Origin of the sequence: Enterobacter cloacae subsp. cloacae ATCC 13047, from assembly GCF_000025565.1 — a bacterium.
GTDB lineage: Bacteria > Pseudomonadota > Gammaproteobacteria > Enterobacterales > Enterobacteriaceae > Enterobacter > Enterobacter cloacae.
Genome location: NC_014121.1, coordinates 3,154,426 through 3,173,921 on the forward strand (window position 1 = coordinate 3,154,426; position 19,496 = coordinate 3,173,921).

General features: G+C 60.0%; 19 protein-coding genes. 9 read left to right on the forward strand and 10 right to left on the reverse strand.

Annotated features, from left to right (window positions below):
* Window positions 1–14: 14 nt before the first annotated feature.
* Entirely contained in the window at window positions 15–1,010 is a 996-nt protein-coding gene (locus ECL_RS15245) for an ABC transporter permease (RefSeq protein WP_013097621.1), read from the reverse strand.
* Window positions 1,007–2,509 (reverse strand): sugar ABC transporter ATP-binding protein, encoded by a 1,503-nt coding sequence (locus tag ECL_RS15250; protein ID WP_013097622.1) that lies wholly within the window; start codon window positions 2,507–2,509, stop codon window positions 1,007–1,009. The genes ECL_RS15245 and ECL_RS15250 overlap by 4 nt, the downstream gene beginning before the upstream one ends.
* Before the next feature lie 159 nt (window positions 2,510–2,668).
* On the opposite strand from ECL_RS15250, the gene ECL_RS15255 reads away from it, so the two are divergent.
* The 4 genes from ECL_RS15255 (at window position 2,669) to ECL_RS15270 (ending at window position 5,423) form a co-directional block, all read left to right on the forward strand.
* The gene (locus ECL_RS15255) at window positions 2,669–3,757 is read left to right on the forward strand and encodes an oxidoreductase (protein ID WP_013097623.1); all 1,089 of its coding nucleotides are present in this window, start codon (window positions 2,669–2,671) and stop codon (window positions 3,755–3,757) included.
* 57 nt (window positions 3,758–3,814) lie between these two features.
* Window positions 3,815–4,558: an SDR family NAD(P)-dependent oxidoreductase gene (locus ECL_RS15260; RefSeq protein WP_013097624.1), complete on the forward strand. Its 744-nt coding sequence runs from the start codon at window positions 3,815–3,817 to the stop codon at window positions 4,556–4,558.
* 183 nt (window positions 4,559–4,741) lie between these two features.
* On the forward strand, window positions 4,742–5,038 hold the full coding sequence (locus ECL_RS15265) for a type II toxin-antitoxin system RelE family toxin (RefSeq protein WP_013097625.1): 297 nt from the start codon (window positions 4,742–4,744) through the stop codon (window positions 5,036–5,038).
* On the forward strand, window positions 5,019–5,423 hold the full coding sequence (locus tag ECL_RS15270; protein WP_013097626.1) for a helix-turn-helix domain-containing protein: 405 nt from the start codon (window positions 5,019–5,021) through the stop codon (window positions 5,421–5,423). The genes ECL_RS15265 and ECL_RS15270 overlap by 20 nt, the downstream gene beginning before the upstream one ends.
* On the opposite strand, the gene ECL_RS15275 is transcribed toward ECL_RS15270, so the two are convergent.
* Complete coding sequence (locus tag ECL_RS15275; protein WP_013097627.1) at window positions 5,420–5,617, reverse strand: YbdD/YjiX family protein; 198 nt, start codon at window positions 5,615–5,617, stop codon at window positions 5,420–5,422. The genes ECL_RS15270 and ECL_RS15275 overlap by 4 nt on opposite strands.
* A gap of 103 nt (window positions 5,618–5,720) precedes the next feature.
* Entirely contained in the window at window positions 5,721–7,826 is a 2,106-nt protein-coding gene (gene cstA / locus ECL_RS15280; RefSeq protein WP_013097628.1) for a pyruvate/proton symporter CstA, read from the reverse strand.
* Window positions 7,827–8,132: 306 nt separating this feature from the next.
* Here cstA and ECL_RS15285 point away from each other — a divergent pair, with 306 nt between their 5' ends.
* Window positions 8,133–9,245: a M20 family metallopeptidase gene (locus ECL_RS15285; protein WP_013097629.1), complete on the forward strand. Its 1,113-nt coding sequence runs from the start codon at window positions 8,133–8,135 to the stop codon at window positions 9,243–9,245.
* Between the two features lie 66 nt (window positions 9,246–9,311).
* On the opposite strand, the gene entH is transcribed toward ECL_RS15285, so the two are convergent.
* From entH to entC, 5 genes are read right to left on the reverse strand one after another with little or no spacing between them, the layout of a single operon-like run.
* Window positions 9,312–9,725, reverse strand: coding sequence for a proofreading thioesterase EntH (entH, locus tag ECL_RS15290; protein WP_013097630.1), 414 nt, complete (start codon window positions 9,723–9,725; stop codon window positions 9,312–9,314).
* Complete coding sequence (entA, locus tag ECL_RS15295) at window positions 9,725–10,477, reverse strand: 2,3-dihydro-2,3-dihydroxybenzoate dehydrogenase EntA (RefSeq protein WP_013097631.1); 753 nt, start codon at window positions 10,475–10,477, stop codon at window positions 9,725–9,727. The genes entH and entA overlap by 1 nt, the downstream gene beginning before the upstream one ends.
* Window positions 10,477–11,331, reverse strand: a complete 855-nt coding sequence (locus tag ECL_RS15300; RefSeq protein WP_013097632.1) for an isochorismatase — start codon at window positions 11,329–11,331, stop codon at window positions 10,477–10,479. Before ECL_RS15300 ends, entA begins: the two co-directional genes overlap by 1 nt.
* 10 nt (window positions 11,332–11,341) lie before the next feature.
* Window positions 11,342–12,952, reverse strand: coding sequence for a (2,3-dihydroxybenzoyl)adenylate synthase EntE (entE, locus tag ECL_RS15305; RefSeq protein WP_013097633.1), 1,611 nt, complete (start codon window positions 12,950–12,952; stop codon window positions 11,342–11,344).
* Between the two features lie 9 nt (window positions 12,953–12,961).
* Entirely contained in the window at window positions 12,962–14,137 is a 1,176-nt protein-coding gene (gene entC, locus ECL_RS15310) for an isochorismate synthase EntC (protein WP_013097634.1), read from the reverse strand.
* Window positions 14,138–14,325: 188 nt separating this feature from the next.
* On the opposite strand from entC, the gene fepB reads away from it, so the two are divergent.
* Window positions 14,326–15,285 carry a Fe2+-enterobactin ABC transporter substrate-binding protein gene (gene fepB / locus ECL_RS15315; RefSeq protein WP_013097635.1) on the forward strand — a complete coding sequence of 320 codons (960 nt, stop codon included), beginning with the start codon at window positions 14,326–14,328 and terminating at the stop codon, window positions 15,283–15,285.
* 46 nt (window positions 15,286–15,331) lie between these two features.
* On the opposite strand, the gene entS is transcribed toward fepB, so the two are convergent.
* Complete coding sequence (entS, locus tag ECL_RS15320; protein ID WP_013097636.1) at window positions 15,332–16,579, reverse strand: enterobactin transporter EntS; 1,248 nt, start codon at window positions 16,577–16,579, stop codon at window positions 15,332–15,334.
* Window positions 16,580–16,687: 108 nt separating this feature from the next.
* On the opposite strand from entS, the gene fepD reads away from it, so the two are divergent.
* Genes fepD through fepC form a run of 3 tightly spaced genes read left to right on the forward strand, consistent with a single transcriptional unit; the run spans window position 16,688 to window position 19,481 of the window.
* Window positions 16,688–17,695, forward strand: a complete 1,008-nt coding sequence (gene fepD / locus ECL_RS15325; RefSeq protein WP_013097637.1) for a Fe(3+)-siderophore ABC transporter permease — start codon at window positions 16,688–16,690, stop codon at window positions 17,693–17,695.
* Complete coding sequence (gene fepG, locus ECL_RS15330; RefSeq protein WP_044158800.1) at window positions 17,692–18,684, forward strand: iron-enterobactin ABC transporter permease; 993 nt, start codon at window positions 17,692–17,694, stop codon at window positions 18,682–18,684. Before fepD ends, fepG begins: the two co-directional genes overlap by 4 nt.
* Complete coding sequence (gene fepC, locus ECL_RS15335) at window positions 18,681–19,481, forward strand: iron-enterobactin ABC transporter ATP-binding protein (protein ID WP_013097639.1); 801 nt, start codon at window positions 18,681–18,683, stop codon at window positions 19,479–19,481. Before fepG ends, fepC begins: the two co-directional genes overlap by 4 nt.
* Window positions 19,482–19,496 lie beyond the last annotated feature (15 nt).

The window sequence follows — 19,496 nt, forward strand, 5'->3', positions numbered from 1 at the left end:
ATCCCGTTGTGTTGTCAGCGTTTTTGTATGTAAGTAATCGCCAGCGCCACGGCAAGCACCAGCCCTTTTATAATGTCCATGGCGTAATACGGTACGGAGAGCATCACCAGCCCGTTCGACAGCACGCCCAGAATGACCGCCCCCACCAGCGTTCCCAGCGCGTTCGGCTTGCCGGAACCGGCCAGCGAAAAGCCGATCCACGCTGCCGCCACCGCGTCCATCAGATACCCGCCGCCCGCATTCACCTGCGACGACCCAATGCGCGAGGCCAGCAAAATCCCGCCCAGACCGGCCAGCAGCGAGGCAAGCACGTAGGCCGCAACCTTGTAGCGCGTGGTGCGGATGCCCGAAAGGCGCGCCGCCTCCGGGTTGCCGCCGATGGCATACATGCGCCGGCCGTGGGTGGTCAGTGACAATCCCAGCTGTGCCAGTAGGGTCACCGCCAGCATGATGATGACGATGGTCGGCACCTGCCCCAGCAGGCTGAACGCCGCCGGAATGGTTCCTTCCGCCATATCACCGCTCGGCAGCACCATGTTTTCGGTAATCGAGCCGCCGTAGCTGTAGGTCATCGCCACGCCCTGAATGACGAACAGGCTGGCAAGCGTGGCGAGCATGTCCGGAATACGCAGAATGACGATCAGAAAGGCGTTAAACAGCCCGACCAGGGTACAGAGCGCAAGGGTGATCACAATCGATTCGGTGGTGCCGAAGCCGTGCCAGACGAAGAGCGAAATCACCAGCGCATTCGCCAGCGACGCCGTGGAGCCAACGGAGAGATCGAACCCGCCCACGGTGAGTGAAATCGATACGCCGATGGCGATCACCGTCACGATGGCGATCGAGCGCAGAATGTTGATGATGTTGTTCGGGTCGAGGAAGCTGTCCGACGCCAGGCCAAAAACCACCACCAGCGCCACCACGGTGAGCAACATGCCCCACCTGTAGAGAAAGTCGAAAATCTGTTGACGGCCAGACGCCGCCGCAGTCACTGAAAGGGCTTTGCTCACGACGCCGTTCCTCCGGTTGAATAATAAAGTAGTGTCTCTTCACGGGCCTCGGCCCCGGGGATTTCCGCCACGATGCGTCCGTCCCAGAGCACGCAGATGCGGTCGCACAGCCCTACCAGTTCGGCAAATTCGCCCGAAGCGTAAATCACCCCTTTGCCCTCGCGGGCCAGGCCGTCGATCAGTTGAAACAGATCGGTCTTCGCTTTGACGTCAACGCCCTTGGTCGGCTCGTCGAATATCAGCACGCTGGCGTCATTGCGCAGCCATTTGCCAATGGCAACCTTCTGCTGGTTACCGCCAGAAAGCCGACGTAAAACCTGCCCCGGCCCGCGTGTTCGCACGCCGACGCGGGCAATCACCTCTTCCGCCCAGCGCCACGCCTGACGATGACCAAAGAGACTCCAGCGCGAAAAGCTGTTATCTGCCGTAACGGCCAGGTTCATGCTCACCGGCTCGTCGATGAAAATCCCCTCCTTGCGTCGCTCCTCCGGTACCAGCGCCAGCCCGCGCAGCACGGAATCGGCCGGATCGCGCGGTTTCCAGGGCTGATGATTGAGCTCGCCACGCTCCACCCGGCTTTTGCTGGCACCAAACAGCGCCTTGCAGAGTTCGGTTTTGCCTGCGCCCGCCAGCCCGGCAATGCCGAGGATTTCGCCTTTACGCAGATGCAGGGAGATATCTTTCAGCAACGCGTCGTCGTACAGCCCCTCAACCCGCAGCAGCGTCTCGTCGCTATGCACAGGACGTGCTGGCGGGTAGATATCGCTCAGTTCGTGGCCGAGCATCTTCTCGACGATCGCTTCACCGCTGAGATCCGCCATCGGGCCGGTCTCAATCAGCTTGCCATCGCGCAACACCGTTAAGGTGTCACAGATGGCTTTCAGCTCATGAATGCGGTGCGAGATAAACACCACGCCAATGCCCTGCTGCTTTAAACGCCGCACCACCGCGAACAGGCGTTCACTGTCGTGGGCATCCAGCGGTGCGGTAGGTTCATCGAGGATCAAAAAACGGCAGTGATGCGACAGCGCCCGCGCCAGCAGGATCTGCTGTTTTTCAGCCAACGAACAGCTGTCGATGGAACGGCGAACGTCCAGCGTAACGTCGAGCTGCGCCAGCGCCTGCTTCGCCTGTTGACGAATAGCACGCCAGCGGTAGCGATGTCCCGGCTGCGCCAGCTGGTCGAGCATGATGTTTTCAGCGATGCTCAGCCCCGGAACCAGCGCCACGTCCACTTCCTGCTGCACAAGGTGGATCCCCAGCCGTTTGGCATCGAGCGGTTCGCGGATCGTCACCGGCTGGTTATTAATGCAGATCTCCCCCTCATAGCGATCGTGCGTTCCGCACAGCACCGCCATCAGCGTCGATTTCCCCGCGCCGTTAGCCCCGGTCAATGCATGCACCGATCCGCCGTTCAGGGTAAAGTCCACGCGCGACAGCGCCTGAAAGCCGGAAAAGGCCAGGCTGATACCGCGCATATCAAGGCGACTGGAAACCATCCGCGTAGGATCCTCATTAATAGTTTGATTTATTGAATTTTTCACAGCTCCGGTTGACTGACAACGACAGAAAAGGCATAAGATAAAGCCAAATATTATTAGCCATCCGGATGTCCAGACATAACATCGGGTTAGCGCTTGCTAAAAAAGGACAACACCATGAGCAACACCGATATCCGCGTCGTTCACGGCCCGGCGAACTACTTTTCTCATCCCGGAAGCCTTGCGCATCTGCATGACTTCTTCACCCCGGAGCAGCTTTCCCGCGCGGTGTGGATCTACGGCGAACGCGCGCTTGAAGGCGCACGTCCCTACCTGCCGGAGAGCTTTGCGGCCCCCGGCGCAAAACACCTGTTGTTCAAAGGCCACTGTAGCGAGCGTGACGTCACCCATCTGGTGAATGAATCCGGCAGCGAGGCGGCCGTGGTGATTGGTGTTGGCGGCGGAGCGGTGATGGATACGGTCAAAGCCGTGGCGCGTCGTTTGGGCGTTCCGTTCGTGGGTATCCCGACCATCGCCGCTACCTGTGCGGCATGGACGCCGCTCTCCGTCTGGTACAACGATGCCGGGCAGGCGCTGCAGTTTGAAATTTTCGACGATGCCAACTTCCTGGTGCTGGTGGAGCCGCAAATCATCCTTAACGCCCCGGCGGAATACCTGCTGGCTGGTATCGGCGATACCCTGGCGAAGTGGTATGAAGCGGTTGTACTCGCACCGCAGCCTGAACACCTGCCGCTGACCGTACGTCTGGGGATTAACGGCGCGCTGGCTATCCGCGCCGTGCTGCTGGAACGCAGCGAGGACGCGCTGGCTGACCAGCAGCACGGCGAAGCAACGCAGGCATTCAGGGATGTGGTGGATGCCATTATTGCCGGTGGCGGCATGGTCGGTGGGCTCGGCGAACGTTATACACGCGTGGCGGCGGCACATGCGGTGCATAACGGCTTAACCGTCCTGCCGCAGACGGAAAAATACCTGCACGGCACCAAAGTGGCCTACGGCATTCTGGTGCAAAGCGCCCTGCTCGGTCAGGACGACGTGCTGGCGCAGCTTATCACCGCGTATGAGCGCTTTAACCTGCCGACCCGGCTTCGCGAGCTGGAGGTGGATATCAACAACCGTGACGAACTGGACAAGGTCATCAATCACACCCTGCGCCCGGTGGAGTCGATTCACTATTTGCCCGTGGCGCTCACACCTGACGTTCTGCGCGCGGCATTCGAGAAAGTGGAATCCTTCAGCCGTTAAACGCGCCGAGCGACTATACCTAATGATGATTCTCACCACTCTCGCAACGAGGTCATCATGCAGATCGATTTAACAGGTAAGAAAGCGCTGGTTACCGGTGCCAGCCGGGGATTGGGCCGCGCTATCGCGCTGTCGCTGGCACGCGCCGGTGCCGATGTGGTTATCACGTATGAAAAGTCCGTCGATAAAGCCCAGGCCGTGGTCGATGAGATAAGCGCGCTGGGGCGGCACAGTGAGGCGGTTCAGGCCGACAGCGCCAGTGCAGAGGCTATTCAGGACGCGGTCACCCATGCGGCGCGCACCCTCGGCGGGCTGGACATTCTGGTCAATAACGCCGGTATCGCCCGCGGCGGCCCGCTGGAGTCCATGACGCTGGCGGATATCGATGCCCTGATTAACGTCAACATTCGCGGCGTGGTGATCGCCACTCAGGAAGCGCTGGTACACATGTCTGACGGCGGACGCATTATCAATATCGGTAGCTGTCTGGCAAACCGCGTGGCGATGCCGGGTATCTCCGTCTACTCCATGACCAAATCCGCGCTTAACTCCTTCACGCGCGGTCTGGCGCGGGATCTGGGGCCCCGCGGTATTACCGTGAACCTGGTGCATCCCGGCCCGACCAACAGCGATATGAACCCGGAGGACGGCGAACAGGCAGAAGCCCAGCGTCAGATGATTGCCGTCGGTCATTACGGACAACCGGAAGATATCGCGGCGGCGGTCACCTTCCTCGCCAGCCCGGCCGCCGGACAGATCTCCGGTACAGGGCTGGATGTGGACGGCGGTTTGAACGCCTGATCGCACATTTTCTGCAAGCCTCTGTCGCCCGGCAGAGGCGTTTTCGCACCGCCTCGACGGTTTGCGTTTTGCCGCTTACTTGCATTTGTTCTCCGCTCTACAGTAGCCCATAAGAAATTCGGAATTTATCTAATAGTCTTATTATTTCCTTATACTTTGTGTGGGCGTACAGTGGAGGTACGGATGAAGATTGTCTGGTCCAATGGGGCAAAGAAGGCATTTTTAAAGATTGACGAGCGATATCAGCGTCGCATTGAGTTGAAGCTTGTTGAGCTGGATGACCGCTCGGCTCCCCGGCCCGATATCAAAAAAATATCGGCGACAGAAGATCACTACCGGCTACGCGTTGGCGATTACCGCATCGTCTATACGCTTCGGGACGAACCCGATAACCATTGTTATGTTTTGGCCGTTAAGCGCAGAACATCAACAACTTACCTGCACAAGGAGAAAGCCACCTATGGCTGTTCAGCTAATTAAGGACGATAACGGAAAAACGCAGTACGTGGTTATTCCCTATGATGAATATTTTCGTATGTGCCTGCAGATGGCGGAAATCGACGACGAAACCGACGACGATCTGGAGGATATTGAAGTCGAACACGATGAGCTGGATGACGTTGAACTTCCAGGTGAGGTTTGCAGCATCATGACCTGGCAGAACGTCAGCCTGCAGGCCGCCTGGCGCATCCTGCGCGGCATGTCCCAGCAGGAGGTGGCAGAGAAACTCGGCATCACCCAGTCTGCCGTATCACAGCTGGAAGCGCTGGACTCCCGTCCGCAAAAGCGCACCCGTGAAAAGCTGGCGGCGATCTACGGCTGTAAACAGGAACAGATCAGCCTCTATTTACCGAAAGAGGGTTAACAGCACTTCGCCCCGCCCTTGCCGCCGTAACGGGCGTCCTGGCGATCGCGGAAAAATTCGTCGTAGGTCATTGGCGTCTGGTCCGGATGGTTGACGCGCATATGCTCGACGTAGTTGTCGTAGTCCGGCACGCCAATCATCATTTTGGCGGCCTGGCCTAAGTATTTGCCTGCTTTGGAAAGGGTGTCGAACATAAGTCATTTCTCGTTTGTTTCCCTCACCCCGGCCCTCTCCCAAAGGGAGAGGGAGGATAAGAAATGTAGGCCGGGTAAGCGCTAGCGCCACCCGGCACACAGGTTAATGCGCCCCTTTGGCCTGGGTGACAATCTCTTCCAGGTTTTCAGGCATTGGCTCGTAAGGCGTCTCTTTTGCCGTTGGCTTGTCGACTTTCAACGCCGCCAGCGCGGTTTTGAGAGAATACAACGCCAGTACCACGACCACCACCATAAAGAAGATGGTCAGCCCGGCATCCAGACGATTGTTAAACACCAGCTGCGACAGCTGTGATTCCGTATACTGTGCCGGGATTTTACCGCTGTCGATCATCGCCTGGAACTTATTGGCAATCGCCAGGAAGCCCACTTTATTGTCCGGGCTGAAGGCTTTCTGCCAGCCCGCCGTCAGGGTACAAATCAGCAGCCAGGAAGTAGGCAGCAGCGCCACCCAGGCATAACGCTGGCGCTTCATCTTGAACAGCACCACCGCACACAGCATCAGCGCCATCCCTGCCAGCATCTGGTTAGCGATACCGAACAGCGGCCACAGCGTGTTAATACCGCCAAGCGGATCCACCACGCCCTGATGCAGGAAGTACCCCCACGCCAGCACGCACAAGGCCGTTGCCAGCAGGTTCGCCGGGAGCGAATCGGTACGCTTCAGATTCGGGGAGATCACGCCCAGCAGATCCTGCAGCATAAAGCGCGCCGCACGCGTCCCCGCATCCACCGCCGTCAGAATAAACAGCGCTTCAAAGAGAATGGCGAAGTGATACCAGAACGAGACATCCATCAGCCCGCCCAGCGCACCGTGAAGGATGTAGGCCATGCCCACCGCCAGCGTAGGCGCGCCACCCGCGCGGGAGATAATCGACTGCTCACCCACTTCACTGGCGATACTCGATAACGTATCCGGGGTAATGGCAAAGCCCCAGCCGCTTACCACCTGTGCTGCGGATGCCACCACGTCGGCGGTGCCCGCCGGAGCCAGAACCGCCATCGGGCTGTTCATCGCGAAGTAGACGCCCGGGTCGATAATGCAGGCAGAGACCAGCGCCATGATCGCCACGAAGGACTCCATCAGCATGCCGCCGTAGCCAATCAGGCAGGCCTGATTTTCATTCGCCAGCATCTTCGGCGTGGTCCCGGAGGCAATCAGCGCGTGGAAGCCAGACACCGCACCACAGGCGATGGTGATAAACAGGAACGGGAACAGGTTACCGGTCCAGACCGGGCCCGTACCGTCAACGAATTTGGTTAACGCTGGCATGGTCAGCGTCGGGCGCATGATCAAAATACCAATAGCCAGCCCGACGATGGTGCCAATTTTCAGGAACGTGGAAAGGTAATCTCGCGGGGCCAGCAGCAGCCACACCGGCAGCACTGCCGCCACAAACCCGTACCCCACCAGCATCCAGGTTAGCTGTACGCCGGTAAAGTCGAAGAACGGTGCCCAGGTTGGGCTCTCTGCCACCCAGCCGCCGGAGATAATGGCGAACACCAGCAGCACCAGACCAATCACCGACACCTCACCAATGCGTCCCGGACGCAGGTAGCGAATGTAGATCCCCATAAAAATGGCCAGCGGAATGGTGAACGCGACGGTGTAAGTCCCCCACGGACTGTGGGTCAGCGCTTTCACCACAATCATCGCCAGCACCGCAAGGATGATCACCATGATCATAAAGGTCGCCACCAGCGCAATCACCCCGGCCGTCGCGCCCATCTCCTCTTTCACCAGCTCACCAAGCGAACGGCCGTCGCGACGGGTGGAGACGAACAGCACCATAAAGTCCTGTACGGCCCCCGCCAGCACCACGCCGGCAAGGATCCAGATCATCCCCGGCAGATAGCCCATCTGCGCCGCCAGCACCGGCCCCACCAGCGGGCCTGCCCCGGCAATCGCCGCAAAGTGGTGACCGAACAGCACTTTCTTATCGGTCGGAACGTAGTCCAGCCCGTCGTTATGACGAACGGCGGGCGTCATGCGCGTGCCGTCAACCGCCAGCACCGTTTTGGCGATATAGCGACCATAAAAACGATACGCGATCAGATAAATGCAGACGGAGGCAACGACAATCCAGAGCGCATTGATCTGTTCCCCCCGGTTGAGGGCGATATAGCCCAGGGCAAAGGCTCCCACAACGGAAAGCAGTGCCCATGTAAGGTATTTCCCTGAGTTGTTCATAGTTGTTGTCCGTTGTTGTGGAACAGTGAGATGTTACATTTTGTTTCTAGAACAACGCGTAAAATTTAACAACTTTGAAACGCAATAATGCGTGGTCAAACCAGAGATTTACACCACAGTGTTAAGTCGATCACTTTCAGGCTGAAACAACCCCGTCGCTGTCATCGGTCACACTTCTGCGTTTTTCGTCCTGGCTCAACCTTACGGGATGATTTGTATCATTTTTTTTACGCTCAACCTCGCCAGAATGACCCTGCGCGATCGCGCGCTTACCGCTTACCGCTTACCGCTTACAAGGAAAAGGAAATGAATCTGGATCGCTACATTGAAGAGCTGAAAAGCCTGGTGAACGTGGACTGCGGCACCCAGACCATCGCGGGCGTTGCCGCCGTGGCTGGCATTTTAGAATCTCTCTGGCAACGCGAAGGCTGGCATACCGGGCAGGTAAACCTGGGCGAGAAGGTTGGCCCGGGCCTCTTCGTCAGCAACAAGCCGCAGGCAGAGCAGTTCGACGTGCTGCTGGTCGGCCATCTTGATACCGTTTTTGCCCCCGGCACCGTGGCCGAACGCCCGTTGAGCGAGGACGATACGCGTCTCTACGGCCCCGGCGTGTCTGATATGAAAAGCGGACTGCTCAATATTCTGTGGGCAATGCGCGAGCTAGATCCTGCGGATAAAGATCGCCTGGCAATCGCGGTCGCGATGAATCCGGACGAAGAAACGGGCTCGGTATACTCCCACGAATGGATCGGTGCGCTGGCACAACGCTCCCGCTGCGTGCTGGTGTGCGAAGCTGCCCGTGCTGATGGCTCTCTGGTGAAAGCGCGTAAAGGTATGGCGGGCTACCACCTCACCTTCAAGGGCGTGGCGGCACACGCGGGTAACGACCCGGAAAAAGGCCGTTCGGCAATCACAGCGCTGGCAAACAGCATCGTTGCCCTGAATGCGCTGAGCGATGGGTCGCGCGGCACCACACTCAACGTAGGGGTGATTAGCGGCGGCAGCGCGGCAAACGTGGTGGCGGACAACGCCGTGGCCGAGCTCGACGTTCGCTTCTGGGAAAACGACGAGTACGACCGGGTGAATCAGGCGCTGGAAGCCTTATGTGAAAAAGGCTTTTTAGACGGCGTGACGACGACGCTGACGCGGGTCAATCACAAACCGGCGATGGCAGCAAGCGTTGCGACTCAGGCACTGATGCAGCAGGTTGAAGCGGCAGGTAAAGCGGAAGGCATCGCCATTACCTGGCAGGCGGTCGGCGGCGGCAGCGATGCCAACCACACCGCTGCGCTGGGTATCCCCACGCTTGACGGCTTAGGGCCGATTGGCGCGGGCTTCCACAGCCCGGCGGAGTGGCTGGACAAAGCGTCCATTGCGCCGCGAATTCGGTTACTTAAACGCGTCGTCTCAATGCTCTAATTTTGTACTACACCGTCCCCTCTCCCTGTGGAGAGGGTTAGGGTGAGGGCAACAGCCCGCACAACATTACCCCAGCACCATCGTACTCAACCGGCAGGTACAGCACCGCCGTCCCTGCTCGTCGAACACCACAATCTCCCAGCTCTGGCTGGATCGACCCAGATGCATCGGCTGACACACGCCGCGCACGGTCCCCTGCGCTACCGCACGATGATGGGTAGCATTCAGCTCCGTTCCCACCACGTTCTGCCCGTCGCGGGTCATCAGAAAACCGGCCATCGAGCCCAGCGTTTCCGCCAGCGCCGCCGACGCGCCACCGTGCAGCAGGCCAAACGGCTGATGGGTGCGCGCATCCACCGGCATTTCCGCTTCCAGCATATCGTCGCCAAGGCGGGTATAAACGATGCCCAGATGCGCCACCAGCGTGTTCTGGCTGGTGGCATTGAGCGCATCTAACGATAAATGGCGTTTCCAGATCATTACGCCCCCAGCGTGGAGCCGCCGTCCACCACGATATCCTGCAGGGTGATATGGCTGGCAGCATCGGAGGCCAGGAACAGGATCGTGCTGGCAATCTCCTGAGGACGGGCAATTTTCCCGAGCGGGATCCCCAGCTTAAACTGCTCGCCAAAACCGCGAATGCGCTGCTGCTCCGCATCGTCGCAGGTCCACAGGGTGCGCTGCATATCGGTATCCGTTGACCCCGGCGACACCAGATTACAGCGCACGCCGCTGCCCGCCAGCTCCAGCCCGACGGTGAGGGCCAGGCTTTTCAGCGCCGCTTTCGAGGCGCCATAGGCACTCATCCCGATGCGCGGCGTGTGGGCCGCGTCGGACGCCACGGTGACAATCGCCCCACTCTGCTGACGACGGAACTGGCCCATCGTCTGTTGAAAGAGGTTAAACGCCCCGCCAACGTTGACCGCAAACGTCTGCTGCCAGTCCTCCTGCGAAAGCTGGTCCGTGGCGCCCATGCGCAGAATGCCGGCGGCGTTGACCAGTATATCCAGACGTTCCTCTACGGCGAGCAAGCGCCCGCAGACATCGCTCACCTGCGCCGCGTCAGATACGTCCAGCGTTTGGGTAGCAAATGGATAATTCTCCTGCGGGAAAGCCAGATCGAATCCGGTCACCTTCGCGCCCGCGTCGGCAAAGGCCAGCGCCGTCGCATAACCAATCCCTTTACCCGCCCCTGTCACCCAGACGGTTTTGCCGGTGAAATCAAAAACCATTACTGCACCTCGCGGGAGAGTAGCGCCCACCAGGCGTCGAGGGTCGGATTTTTTGCCAGCATCACGAAATCGATATCGCCGTGGACTTTACGCCAGCGTGCGGCGAGCGCCATCATGCGCACCGAATCCAGGCCGTAGTCGATCAGGTTTTCATCATCCATCGGTTCGTCGGTTTCATCGAGTAATGGCAGGATGAGCTCACGCAGCGCCGCTTTTGAGGCCGGAACCGACGGCAACAGATCATCGGTCATCACCACGCGGCCGGAACGCCCCGCCACATAGTTGAGCGACATCAGATGCTCTTCGCGGGTGAAATCTGCCAGCGCGTCGGCAATAAAGAAGGGTTTGATGTCGCGCATAAACGCATCGGTGGCGGTGGTCATGCAGCCGATGTGGGCATACACGCCGGTGATCAGCAGCTGATTGCGGCCTGTCTCTTTCAGCATCAGCTCCAGCGGCGAGCGATGAAACGCGCTGTAGCGCCACTTCACCAGCACGGTGTCCGCTTCGTCCGGGGTCAGTTCAGCGACGATGCGCTGCTGCTCCGGGGAGCGGGTCAGGCCCGGGCCCCACATGTCATTCAGCAGGGCGCGGTCTTCGTCGCTCTGCTCTTTCGGCTGGGCGGTGTAGTAAACCGGAATGTTGTGTGCTTTACAGTACGTGCGCAGCCTGGCGATGTTCGCCACCACCTGCTGCATCATCGCGCTGTTTTCGCCCCAGAAGTTCAGGAAATACTCCTGCATATCGTGGATCAGCAGCGCGGCACGTTCAGGCTCAAACGCCCAGTTCACTTTACTTGTCGGCAACTCTGCGGCAGTTGGCAGCGCATAAGCGGTTAATTTTGGAATAGCCATACTCTGTTCCTCAGGCCCGGGCGCGTTCAGCGATCCACAGGCGCAACTGTTTCTTATCGACTTTGCCGACCGGCGTTAACGGCAGCGCATCCACGCTCTCCACGCGATCCGGCAGTTTGAATTCGGCAACGCCCTGCTCGCGCAGGAAGCGACGCACCTCAACCGCGCGCAGCGGCTGTTTCACCACCAGAAACGCGCAGCTTTTCTCGCCCAACAGGCTGTCCTCCATGCTCACCAGCGCGGCGTGGATCACCGCCTCATGGCGCAGCAGCAGGTTTTCGATCTCTTCAGCGGCGATCTTCTCCCCGCCGCGGTTGATCTGATCTTTCTCGCGCCCCTGCACGGTGATGTACCCCTGCTCGTCGATGGCAATCAGATCGCCGGAGCAGTAAAAACCGTTGGCATCAAAGGCGCTGGCGTTGTGTTCCGGGCTGTTGAAATAGCCGCGGAAGGTGTACGGCCCACGGGTCATCAGACGTCCTGTTTCGCCACGCGGCAGCGGGTTGCCTTGCTCGTCCGCCACCCACACTTCGTCATCCGGGCACATCGGACGGCCCTGGGTGTGGATGATGCGCTCCGGGGTATCGTCGAGAGCGGTGTAATTCACCAGCCCTTCCGCCATGCCGAACACCTGCTGTAGCTGGCAGCCAATTTCCGCCGGAATACGCGCGGCAAGCGTGGCGGAGAGGCGTGCGCCCCCCACCTGCAGCAGCTTCAGCGATTTAAGCTGCGCATTGCCCGCGCCGTCGGCAATCGCCTGCAGCCACAGGCTGACCGCCGGGGGTACCAGCGAGGTGACGTTAATTTGATGGCGTTCAATCAGCGGGAAGCAGATCGTGGCGCTCGGATCGTGCGCCAGCACCACGCAGCCACCAGCCATGAATACCCCTAACGAACCCGGGGAACTCATGGCGTAGTTATGGGCCGCCGGTAGCGCATTCAGATAGCGGGTATCCGCGGTAATGCCGCAAATTTCGTTGCTGCGACGGATGCTGTAGTCGTAATCGTTATGCGTACGCGGGATCAGTTTTGGCGTGCCGGTACTGCCGCCTGAAAGCTGGAAGAACGCCACTTCGTCGGCAGGCGTGGGGTTGGGGATGAAATGGGTCGCCGGGTGGGCGATGGCCGCCTCCAGGGCATGTGCGCCGTTATCGCCACGCAGCAGGACAACACGCACAGAGCGATGTTCATCCACAAAACGGTTCAGGAAATCATCGCCCGCAAACAGGGCATGCTCGCGGTCGGCAATCAGCAGCGCGGGTTTGATCTGTGCGGCGTAGGCGTTCAGCTCGTTACGTTGGTGGCTGAAGAGCGCGTTCACCGGAGCCACCCCCACCTGCAGAAGCGCGAAAAAGGTGATGTAAAACTCAGCTACGTTGCCGAGCTGAACCAGCGCGGTCTCGCCACGACGCACGCCTTGCCCCTGCAGGGCGGAGGCCAGGTTATTCACCGCCTGGTTGAACGCGCGCCAGGTCAGGTGACGTTCACCGTCAATAATGGCGACGGTATCTTTCTCCGCGTGGTCGGTCAGAATGTGAGTCAGCGGCAGATCCTGCCAGTAGCCTTTTTCACGGTAGCGCCGGGCAAACTCCTCAGGCCAACGGGTAAAGGGGATGGTCATGATAATTCCTCAGTGCAAACCAAAAACGTTGAGCATGGTGGAGAGCTTCACCCCGGTTTCGCGCCACTCGCCCACCGGGGAGGAGGCTGGCACAATGCCCGCACCGGCAAACAGGCGAACGCGATTTTTAAGCAAACGCGCGCAGCGGATGGTCACCACCCACTCGCCGTTGCCTTCGCTGTCACACCAGCCAACGATGCCGCCAAACAGTTCGCGGTCGAACGGCTCCAGCCCGGCAATCAGCTCTTTTGCCGCGTGATGCGGGAAACCGCTCAGCGCAGGCGTCGGGTGCAGCAGACAGGCCAGAGTCAGGGCGTTCTCATTTTCACGGGCGTCCCCTTCCACTGGCGTCGCCAGATGCCAGAGCGTTGGGGTGGTGATCAGCTGCGGGGAAGCTGGCATGCTGAGATGATGGCTGCGCGGTGCCAGAATGGCTTTCATCGCCTGGGTCACCAGATCGTGCTCGTGGCGATCCTTCTCGGAGGCCAGCAGCTTATTACCCGCCTCGCGATCCAGCACGTCATCCGGCTGACGACGCGCAGAGCCCGCCAGCGGCAGAGAGCTAAAGTGTGTCCCCTCTTTACGCAGCAGCAGTTCCGGGCTCGCGCCCAGCAGCACGCCGCCATCTTCCAGCGGCACATGGAAGTTGAAGCTGGCCGGATTCTGGGCGATCAGTCGCTCCATCAGCGCGCCGCTATCAATCGTTTTATCCGTCGCAATATCAATCAGCCGCGACAGCACCACTTTGTTCACCTGTGGCGTGGCGGTGAGCGCTGCCGCACGGGCAACCATCTCTTCAAACACGGGCTGCGGCGGGATCTCAGTGCGGGTTTCCACGTTCAACGTCTTAGAAGCAGAAAAATAGCGCGCGGACTGCTGACGCGCCGGGCGCGAAAAGGTCTGCCAGTGCTGCGGAATAAACAGGGATGAGGGCTTGCGGGTATCGAACGGGATGGCACCCACCATTACGGGATGCGCAATGCCGCTGGCCTTCGCGTTGCGGAAAGCCTGAGCCAGTTTCTGCTGGAAGGCCCCCGACGGGTTATCACCGCCCTCGGCGGGTTCAGAGAAACGGGAAAAACAGCCTGACGTGGTAAAACTGCGGTAAGGCGACATAAAGAAAAAGCTGTCTGATGGCAGCGTGGTCGCGGTGTGCTGAACTTCCTCAGCCAGGGACGTATCCATATCATCCTCCATAAAATGATAAAAGAAGCAATAATGATTATCATTTATATTTTCGTTGGCTAACCTAATCCCACATCGCGCCGGTGTCAACCGCAGAGCGAACATCTTATGCGAGTATCGCTTGCATCCCCTCGCCGCAATCATGAAAATGAGAAGCATTAACTTCAAAGAGAACAGGATGCCGCGTTGTGAAATTCCCCGCCGTTTGCCGTAATGCCCTTCTTTTAACGGGATGTTTTGTTTTAGGACTAACCTCAGCCATCGCCGCCGACTGGCCGCGTCAGGTAACCGACAGCCGCGGCGTGCATACCCTGGAGAGCAAACCCACGCGCATTGTCTCCACCAGCGTGACCCTGACCGGCTCATTGCTGGCGATTGACGCTCCGGTAGTGGCCAGCGGGGCGACCACGCCCAATAACCGCGTGGCGGATGCGCAGGGCTTTTTACGTCAGTGGGGTGATATTGCGAAACAGCGCAACGTGGCGCGCCTGTACATTGGCGAGCCGAGCGCGGAAGCGGTGGCGGCGCAGATGCCGGATCTGATTCTGATTAGCGCGACCGGCGGAGATTCGGCCCTGGCGTTGTACGATCAGCTCTCCGCCATCGCGCCGACGCTCATCATCAACTACGACGACAAAAGCTGGCAGGAACTGCTGAAGCAGCTAGGCACGATAACCGGACAGGAAAAACAGGCCGCCGAACGCATTGCAGCATTCGATAAACAACTCGCGCAGGTGAAACAGCAGATGACGCTGCCGCCGCAACCGGTGAACGCCATTGTGTACACCGCCGCCGCGCACAGCGCTAACCTGTGGACCGCGGAGTCTGCCCAGGGCCAGCTGTTGCACCAGTTAGGCTTTACCCTGGCCGAACTGCCTGCCGGGCTGCACACCTCAAAAAGTCAGGGCAAACGTCACGACATCATCCAGTTAGGCGGTGAAAATCTGGCTACCGGGCTGAACGGTGAAGGCCTGTTCCTGTTTGCCGGCGATCAAAAAGACGTTGAAGCGATTTACGCCAACCCGCTGCTGGCTCACCTGCCTGCGGTGAAGAATAAACGCGTGTGGGCACTGGGAACGGAGACGTTCCGCCTGGATTATTACAGCGCGATGCTGGTGTTAGAGAGATTAAATGCATTGTTTAAGTAGGCATTTTCCCTCCCTCTCCCCGTGGGAGAGGGGCGGGGTGAGGGCATCAGGCTGCACCGTCGTTCAATACAACCTCCTGCCGGAACCGGCGCAATTCTGCTAATACCATTAACAGGATCCCACCTACAACGGCTAACGCAAACCCGCTGGTGCTCGCCGAAGCCACCGGTGTCATGACAGCCCCCAGCCCACCGAGGATCGCCGCGCCAATGGCATCGCCCGTCACGTTTTGCGCGGTCCACAGGCCGTTGATGCGCCCGAGCATTCCCTCCGGCGTCTGGGTCTGGATCAGGGTGTACTGCAACAGAGAACTGATGGCGCTCAGCCAGCCGAAGAGCACCAGACACAGCACACCCAGCGCCCAAACCGGCATCAGGCTGAAGAACCCCATCGCGATAAACGATGCCAGTGTCGTCAACAGCATAATCAACCCTGGACGCGCGCTCTGCGCCAGCCTGCCGCTGGTTAGCGCACCACACGCCGCGCCGAGCGGAATGGCGGCGTACAGCACGCCAATCTCTGCGGCGCTCATCTGCCACACCCCCGCCAGCGCCGGGTACAGCACGCGTACGGCGCTCGCCATCGTCAGCAGACCACCGAGCAGCGCAATACCACCAATCAGCGGGTTGCTGAACAGAAACCGGATCGCCGCCATCAGCGATTTCAGCGGATGCTCACGCGGCTGCGGTGGCGGTGGCAGAAGCGGCAGACGCAGCAGGGTTAAGGTGGTAATAAACGTCCCCGCTGCCGCGAGGCCGTAGTTCCACGCCACGTTACCGGTGGCCAGCAGCAGGCCGCCCACCATCGGCGATATCACCGAGCCAAGACGGACAGTAAGCATGGTAATTGCCCCCGCCTGCATCAAATTCTCGCGCCCTACCAACGCGGGCGTGGCGGCCAGCAGCGCCGTCACGCCTAACGAAGCAAAGAAACCATCCCACAGCCCGAGGGCGTAAATGGCGAGTAAGGAGGGTTCTGGCAGCATTGCGTTCAGGCACAATCCGACAAACCCCACCCCGCAGGTGCCGCGCGCCAGCAGGATCAGCTTCTTGCGTTCGTACCTGTCGGCCAGCACGCCGCCGATCATCAGACCGATAAACATCGCCCCGCCGGTTAAGGTGACCGACAGCCCGACCAGCCAGCTTGAGTGCGTCAACATCTGGATCTGTACCGGGACGGCAACGCCGAGCAGGCCGAGGGACAAAATGGAGATAAAACGCGCGATAAATACGGCGCGATACGCCGGGTGCGTCTTCAGCAGGCTGAGGTTAATCAGCCAGGATTTTTGATTCATGACAAGACCTTGAGTCTATTTCTACCCATTCCATGGGCGCACATGCTAACATAGCCAAATAAGATAGATAACGATAATCACTATCATTATCAAATCATGGATGTTGCTATGTCGTTTTCCTCTTCTTCTGCGGTGCGCGCCGTTGCCGTGCCCGTGTTATTGCTGCTGTTAATCCTTGCGATGGCGCTCAGTCTGCTGGTTGGTGCGAAACCGCTGCCCGCCTCCGTGATTGTTGATGCGCTCTTTGGTACCTGTCAGAGCGCCGACTGCACCATCGTGCTGGATGCCCGCCTGCCCCGTACCCTGGCCGGATTACTTGCCGGTGGCGCACTGGGGCTTGCGGGAGCCCTTATGCAAACCCTCACCCGCAACCCGCTGGCTGACCCCGGCATTCTTGGCGTGAATAGCGGTGCCAGCTTTGCCATTGTGCTTGGTGCGGCGCTGTTCGGGTTTACCTCTCCCTCAGAACAACTGGTAATGGCCTTTTGCGGCGCGCTGGCGGCCTCGCTGATTGTCGCCTTCACCGGCAGCCAGGGCGGCGGGCAGCTTAGCCCGGTACGTCTGACGCTGGCGGGCGTGGCGCTTGCCGCCGTGCTGGAAGGGTTATCTAACGGCATTGCCCTGCTTAACCCGGACGTTTACGACCAGCTCCGCTTCTGGCAGGCCGGTTCGCTGGATATCCGCACGCTGGAGACGCTTAAGGTGGTGGTCATCCCGGTGATGATTGCCGCCGCCGTGGCACTCGGTTTAAGCCGGGCGCTGAACAGCCTGAGCCTTGGCAGCGACACCGCCACCGCGCTCGGCAACCGCGTGGCGCGAACCCAGTTGACGGGATTAGTGGTCATCACCGTGCTGTGCGGCAGTGCGACGGCAGTGGTCGGCCCGATTGCCTTTATCGGGCTGATGATGCCGCATCTGTCGCGCTGGCTGGTGGGGGCCGATCACCGCTGGTCGCTGCCGGTGACGCTGCTGGCCACCCCGGCTCTGCTCTTGTTCGCTGATGTTGTCGGGCGTCTTCTGGTTCCCGGCGAACTGCGCGTTTCGGTGGTAAGTGCCTTTATCGGCGCGCCGGTCCTGATCTTCCAGGTACGACGTAAACGCGGAGGTGACGCATGATGGCCCCCTCTCGTCGTTTGATCCTCAGCGTTTCGCTGCTGGTTATCGCCATTCTGATGCTGGCGATCGCAAGCCTGTGCAGCGGCGCGGTGACGCTCGATCTGGCCCAGGTGTTTAACGCGCTCACCGGCAGTGCCCCGCGCGCTGTCACGATGGTGGTGACGGAGTGGCGACTGCCGCGCGTGGCAATGGCGATGCTGGTGGGTGCCGCGCTTGGCGTCAGCGGCGCGATTTTCCAGTCGCTGATGCGCAATCCGCTCGGCAGCCCGGATGTAATGGGTCTCAACACCGGTGCCTGGAGCGGCGTGCTGGTAGCGATGGTGCTGTTTGGTCAGCATCTGACGGCCATCACCGTGACGGCGATGACCGGCGGGATACTGACCGCGCTGGTGATCTGGCTGCTCGCCTGGCGCAACGGTATCGACACTTTCCGCCTGATCATTATCGGTATCGGCGTGCGTGCCATGCTGATGGCGTTCAATACCTGGCTGCTGCTGCAGGCTTCGCTGGAAACGGCGCTGTCGGCCGGGCTGTGGTATGCCGGTTCCCTCAACGGCCTGACCTGGGGCAAAGTCTGGCCTGCCGCGCCATTGATTTTGCTGATGTTTATCGCCGCGCTGCTGCTGGTGCGGCGCATGCGGCTGCTGGAGATGGGTGACGACAGCGCCTGTGCGCTGGGGGTCGGCGTTGAGCGTTCGCGTCTGATGCTGATGCTGGTCGCCGTGTTGCTCACCGCGGCCTCCACCGCGATTGCCGGACCCATCTCCTTTATCGCCCTTGTCGCCCCGCACATTGCGCGTCGTCTTAGCGGTACGGCCCGCTGGGGCTTAACCCAGGCGGCGCTGTGCGGCTCAATGTTACTGTTGGCCGCCGATCTCTGCGCCCAGCGGCTGTTTATGCCTTATCAACTTCCGGTGGGCGTTGTCACCGTCAGCCTTGGCGGGATTTACCTCATCGTCTTGCTCGTTCAGGAGTCACGCAAGAAATGACCGATTCAACCACCCGCTTGCGCGGCGAAAGCCTTACTCTCGGTTACGGCAAAAAAATCGTTGCCCATGACTTAACCGTCAACATTCCTGACGGCCATTTCACGGCGATTATCGGCCCGAACGGCTGCGGCAAGTCGACCCTGTTGCGCACCCTCAGTCGCCTGATGACACCGGTCGAAGGCCACGTATTCCTCGACGGCGAGCAGATCCAGCGCTTTGCCAGTAAAGAGGTGGCCAGGCGCATCGGGCTGCTGGCGCAAAACGCCACCACGCCGGGAGACATCACGGTGCAGGAGCTGGTCTCACGCGGACGCTATCCGCACCAGCCGCTGTTTACCCGCTGGCGCAAGGAAGATGAAGACGCGGTAAACCGCGCGATGCAGGCTACGGGCATTACGGAGCTCGCCCGGCAGAGCGTGGACACGCTTTCCGGCGGCCAGCGTCAACGGGCGTGGATCGCGATGGTGCTGGCGCAGGAGACCTCCATTATGCTGCTGGATGAACCGACGACCTGGCTTGATATCAGCCATCAGATCGATCTGCTCGAGTTGCTGAGCGAGCTCAACCGCACGCAGGGTTACACCCTGGCGGCGGTGCTGCATGATTTGAATCAGGCCTGCCGCTATGCCACGCATTTAATTGCACTGCGCGACGGCGAAATTGTGGCGCAGGGCGCGCCGAAGGAGATTGTGACGCCGGCGCTTATCGAGCGGATCTACGGCATGCGCTGCATGATTATTGACGACCCGGTGGCGGGCACGCCGCTGGTGGTGCCGCTTGGAAAGCGTGCGCGCTGATGCCCTCACCCCGGC

Excerpts from the sequence above, each read along its gene's own strand:
- cstA (WP_013097628.1), bottom strand. The coding sequence starts at position 7,826 with ATGAACAACTCAGGGAAATACCTTACATGGGCACTGCTTTCCGTTGTG.
- ECL_RS15275 (WP_013097627.1), bottom strand. The coding sequence starts at position 5,617 with ATGTTCGACACCCTTTCCAAAGCAGGCAAATACTTAGGCCAGGCCGCC.
- ECL_RS15285 (WP_013097629.1), top strand. The coding sequence starts at position 8,133 with ATGAATCTGGATCGCTACATTGAAGAGCTGAAAAGCCTGGTGAACGTG.
- ECL_RS15265 (WP_013097625.1), top strand. The coding sequence starts at position 4,742 with ATGAAGATTGTCTGGTCCAATGGGGCAAAGAAGGCATTTTTAAAGATT.
- fepG (WP_044158800.1), top strand. The coding sequence starts at position 17,692 with ATGATGGCCCCCTCTCGTCGTTTGATCCTCAGCGTTTCGCTGCTGGTT.
- fepD (WP_013097637.1), top strand. The coding sequence starts at position 16,688 with ATGTCGTTTTCCTCTTCTTCTGCGGTGCGCGCCGTTGCCGTGCCCGTG.
- ECL_RS15270 (WP_013097626.1), top strand. The coding sequence starts at position 5,019 with ATGGCTGTTCAGCTAATTAAGGACGATAACGGAAAAACGCAGTACGTG.
- entH (WP_013097630.1), bottom strand. The coding sequence starts at position 9,725 with ATGATCTGGAAACGCCATTTATCGTTAGATGCGCTCAATGCCACCAGC.
- ECL_RS15300 (WP_013097632.1), bottom strand. The coding sequence starts at position 11,331 with ATGGCTATTCCAAAATTAACCGCTTATGCGCTGCCAACTGCCGCAGAG.
- entS (WP_013097636.1), bottom strand. The coding sequence starts at position 16,579 with ATGAATCAAAAATCCTGGCTGATTAACCTCAGCCTGCTGAAGACGCAC.
- ECL_RS15260 (WP_013097624.1), top strand. The coding sequence starts at position 3,815 with ATGCAGATCGATTTAACAGGTAAGAAAGCGCTGGTTACCGGTGCCAGC.
- entA (WP_013097631.1), bottom strand. The coding sequence starts at position 10,477 with ATGGTTTTTGATTTCACCGGCAAAACCGTCTGGGTGACAGGGGCGGGT.
- entE (WP_013097633.1), bottom strand. The coding sequence starts at position 12,952 with ATGACCATCCCCTTTACCCGTTGGCCTGAGGAGTTTGCCCGGCGCTAC.
- ECL_RS15255 (WP_013097623.1), top strand. The coding sequence starts at position 2,669 with ATGAGCAACACCGATATCCGCGTCGTTCACGGCCCGGCGAACTACTTT.
- ECL_RS15250 (WP_013097622.1), bottom strand. The coding sequence starts at position 2,509 with ATGGTTTCCAGTCGCCTTGATATGCGCGGTATCAGCCTGGCCTTTTCC.
- entC (WP_013097634.1), bottom strand. The coding sequence starts at position 14,137 with ATGGATACGTCCCTGGCTGAGGAAGTTCAGCACACCGCGACCACGCTG.
- fepC (WP_013097639.1), top strand. The coding sequence starts at position 18,681 with ATGACCGATTCAACCACCCGCTTGCGCGGCGAAAGCCTTACTCTCGGT.